The following is a 3073-nucleotide window of genomic DNA, read 5'->3' as shown; positions in this document are numbered from 1 at the left end:
GCCGCGGGCGCGGGGGGGCCCCCCCCCCCCGGGGGCCCCCCGGCCCCCCCGCCGCGGGGCCGGGGGGGGCCCCCACCGCCCCGTACGGCGTCCGGGTCAGCGCCGCCCGTACTCACGGAAGCCGCGTCCCGTCTTGCGGCCCAGGCACCCCGCCGCCACGAGATGTTCCAGCAGCGGCGCCGGGGCGAGCCCGGGGTCGCGGAACTCGCGGTGCAGGGCGCGTTCGATGGCGAGCGAGACATCGAGGCCGACCACGTCGAGCAGTTCGAAGGGGCCCATCGGATAGCCGCCGCCCAGCTTCATCGCGGCGTCGATGGCGTCGGGCGTCGCGTAGTGCTCCTCGACCATCCGGACCGCGTTGTTCAGATACGGGAAGAGCAGCGCGTTCACGATGAACCCGGCGCGGTCGCCGCAGTCCACCGGGTGTTTACGGACGGTGGCCACCACCTCGCGGACGGTGGCATGGGCCTCGTCGCAGGTCAGGACCGTGCGGACCACCTCGACCAGCTTCATCGCCGGGGCCGGGTTGAAGAAGTGCATCCCGACGACGTCCTCCGGGCGCGCGGTGGCGCGGGCGCAGGCCACCACGGGGAGCGAGGAGGTCGTGGTGGCCAGCACCGCGCCGGGCCGGCAGACCTTGTCGAGCACGGCGAAGAGCCGCCGCTTGACCTCCAGGTCCTCGGCCACCGCCTCCACGGCGAGATCCACCTCGGCGAGCGCGTCGGCCGAACCGGCCGGCACGATCCGCGCGAGGGTGGCGTCCCTGGCCCCGGCGCTGATCCTGCCCCGGTCCACCGAGCGGGCGAGGGAGGCGGCGATCCGCTCCCGGGCCGCCGTGGCCTTCTCCTCGCTGCGGGCGGCGAGCACCACGCCGTACCCGGCCACGGCGAAGACCTCCGCGATCCCGCTCGCCATCGTGCCGGAGCCCACGACACCGACGGAGGCGACCTGACGGCCGGGCACGGCGTCCGCGGCGGGGGAGGGGGTGAGCGCGTCCGGTACGGCCACCGCGCCGCCCGGCGCCTCGTACGTGTAGAAGCCGCGGCCCGACTTCCGGCCGGTCAGCCCGGCGTCGCTGAGCTGCCGCAGCACCGGCGCGGGGGCGTGCAGCCGGTCGTGCGAGGCCGCGTACATCGCGTCCAGCACGGTGCGCGCGGTGTCGATGCCGATCAGGTCGAGCAGTGCGAGCGGCCCCATCGGCAGCCCGCACCCCAGCCGCATCGCCGCGTCGATGTCCTCGCGGGAGGCGTACGCGCACTCGTACATCGCCGCCGCCTGGTTGAGATAGCCGAAGAGCAGCCCGTCCGCGACGAAGCCGGGCCGGTCGCCCACCGCGACGGGCTCCTTGCCCAGCTCGCGGGCGAGGGCGGTGACGGCGGCGACGGCGCGGTCCGAGGTGAGCACCGAGGAGACCACCTCGACCAGCTTCATCGCCGGGGCCGGATTGAAGAAGTGCAGCCCCAGCACGCGCTCGGGACGGGCCGACTCGGCGGCCAGCCGGGTCACCGAGAGCGCGTTGGTGCCGGTGGCGAGGATGGCGGAGGGCGCGACGATCCCGTCCAGCGCCCGCAGGACGCCCAGCTTGGTCTCGTACGACTCGGGCACCACCTCGATCACCAGACCGGCGTCGGCGGCGGCGCGCAGATCGGAGAAGGTACGGAACCGGGCGAGGACGGTCCGCCGCTCCGCCGCGCTGATCCGGCCGCGCCCGACGGCCCGCGCGGTGGACGCCTCCAGGGCCTCGACGGCCCGGCGGGCCGCGGCGTCGCTGATGTCGATGCCGATGACCTCGCGGCCCGCGCGGGCCAGGACCTCGGCGATGCCGGTTCCCATGGTGCCGAGGCCGACGACGGCGATGGTGGGGAGAGGGATGTCCATCAGGACTCCAGGGGTGAGTGACGACTTGCTCAGGAGCGCGCGGGCGCGGGGCGCGACGGGCGCGTGGGCCGGCGTGCGGACACGCGGCGGAAGCACGGCACGGAGAAGCGTGGAAGAGGCGGCGGGCCCTGTTCCGGGGCCGCGCCGTACCCGCGGTGCCGAACCGACGGCACCGCCGAAGAGCGCTCACGGCGGCTGCGTCACCAGGCCGGCGCGAACGGCGGAGTTCATCCGCTCATCTGAGGTTAACCGACGGGTAACGAGCGCGCCAGGGCTGGGGCACTGTGTGCCGGGTCACCGGCGACCGCGCGCGCCCGCGAGCGCCAAGAGTGGCCGGTCGGGGCGTGGTTGACGCTGGTGGGCGCCGATATCCTGGCCCCATGGACGAGGACTTCCGCTCACTCGCGGACCGGACGAAGGACGAGTCCGGGGGTTCCCTCGCGTACCAGCGGCTGATCGCCACCGACGACAGGGAAGCGCTGGCCGGCGTGCTCGTCGGGCGCGGGCAGCCCCTGTGGGCGCTGGAGATCGCCGCCTTCCGGCTCGGCTGCGCCGGGGACGCGCGGGCCTTCGAGGCGCTGGTGCTGCTCCTCAACCACCGCGACCCCGAGCGGTGCGTCTCCGCCTCGTACGCACTGGCCCGGCTCGGCGATCCGCGCACCTCCCGGGCCGCCGCCGCGCTCGCCACCAACGGCCTGCGCACGGCCTACGCGCTCCACCCCGTGCGGCTGCTCGCGGAGTTACGGGCGCCCGAGTCGGTACCGGCGCTGATCACCACCCTGCAACGGCTGCTCTCGCCGGACGAGCCGCACTGGCGCGTCGCGCTCGCCTGCGTCGAGGGGCTGGGCCGCCTCGGCGACGACCGCGCCCGCCCCGTCCTGACGGCGGCCAGGGACCACCCCCGGCTCGCGGCGGCGGCCGGTGAGGCGCTCACCCGTATCCCGGGCTGAGGGCTGTCCCGTAATCCCCGGTGGATCAGCGCGCGGCGTCAGATGCGGTGCATCGCAAGGCGGAGGGACGTCCGCATACTGGATGTATTCGGGCGTTCCGACAACGCAGCGAGGTGCCGTAGCTGTCGTCGCGCGCCCGCCAGGGATTACGGGACAGCCCTTAGCTTGATCTTTAACCTGTGCGGCGTGGACGCGGGGTCGTTGATTTCTTCGTGCGTCGCTTTGCGGAGCCTGGTCTGCCAACT

The 3073-nt window shown here is 74.6% G+C and carries 2 protein-coding genes; one reads left to right on the top strand and one right to left on the bottom strand.

Translation table 11 applies throughout. From position 1 onward, the window contains the following. Nucleotides 1-96: 96 nt before the first annotated feature. Nucleotides 97-1878 (bottom strand): 3-hydroxyacyl-CoA dehydrogenase family protein, encoded by a 1782-nt coding sequence (locus ACFXPK_RS32665; RefSeq protein WP_385080778.1) that lies wholly within the window; start codon nt 1876-1878, stop codon nt 97-99. 380 nt (nt 1879-2258) lie between these two features. Between ACFXPK_RS32665 and ACFXPK_RS32660 the strand changes: the two genes are divergently transcribed. Then, a complete protein-coding gene (locus tag ACFXPK_RS32660) occupies nt 2259-2828 on the top strand; it encodes an adenylosuccinate lyase (protein ID WP_385005589.1) in 570 nt (189 codons plus the stop codon). Nucleotides 2829-3073 lie beyond the last annotated feature (245 nt).

The sequence above is a fragment of the Streptomyces sp. NPDC059142 genome (genome assembly GCF_042755665.1).
Classification (GTDB): Bacteria; Actinomycetota; Actinomycetes; order Streptomycetales; family Streptomycetaceae; genus Streptomyces.
The sequence above is the reverse complement of the archived record's forward strand: the minus strand, read 5'-3'. Positions and strand labels throughout refer to the sequence as shown.